At 71.5% G+C, this 541-nt stretch carries 1 pseudogene; it reads right to left on the minus strand.

Annotated elements, in window-relative coordinates:
• A pseudogene (locus tag C3481_RS16290) lies at positions 1-541 on the minus strand (glutamate dehydrogenase); the annotation flags it as partial.

Here is a 541-nt window from a genome sequence, read left to right on the forward strand (position 1 = left end):
GTTCGCGCCCTCCGAGACCGCCTTCACGCCGTTGCGCACCAGGACGCGCGCCGCGTCCTCGTCCAGCTCGTTCTGGGTGGCCGAGGGCAGCGCCACGTCGGCGGGCACGTCCCACACGGACCCGCCGGGCACGTACGTCGCCGAGGAGCCGCGCCGCTCCGCGTACTCGCTGATGCGCCCGCGCTCGACCTCCTTGATCTGCTTCAGCAGGTCGAGGTCGATGCCCTTCTCGTCCACCACGTAGCCGCCGGAGTCCGAGCAGGTCAGCACGTTCGCGCCGAGGGCCTGGGCCTTCTCGATGCTGTAGATCGCGACGTTGCCGGAGCCGGAGACCACGACCTGCCGGCCGTCCAGGTCCTCGCCGCGCTGCTTCAGCATCTCGGCGGTGAACATGACGTTGCCGTACCCGGTGGCCTCGGTGCGGGCCAGCGAGCCGCCCCAGCCCAGGCCCTTGCCGGTGAGGACGCCGGCCTCCCAGCGGTTGGTGATCCGCCGGTACTGGCCGAAGAGGTAGCCGATCTCGCGGCCGCCGACACCGATG

This window comes from Microbacterium sp. Ru50, assembly GCF_002920555.1.
Classification (GTDB): domain Bacteria; phylum Actinomycetota; class Actinomycetes; order Actinomycetales; family Microbacteriaceae; genus Microbacterium; species Microbacterium arborescens.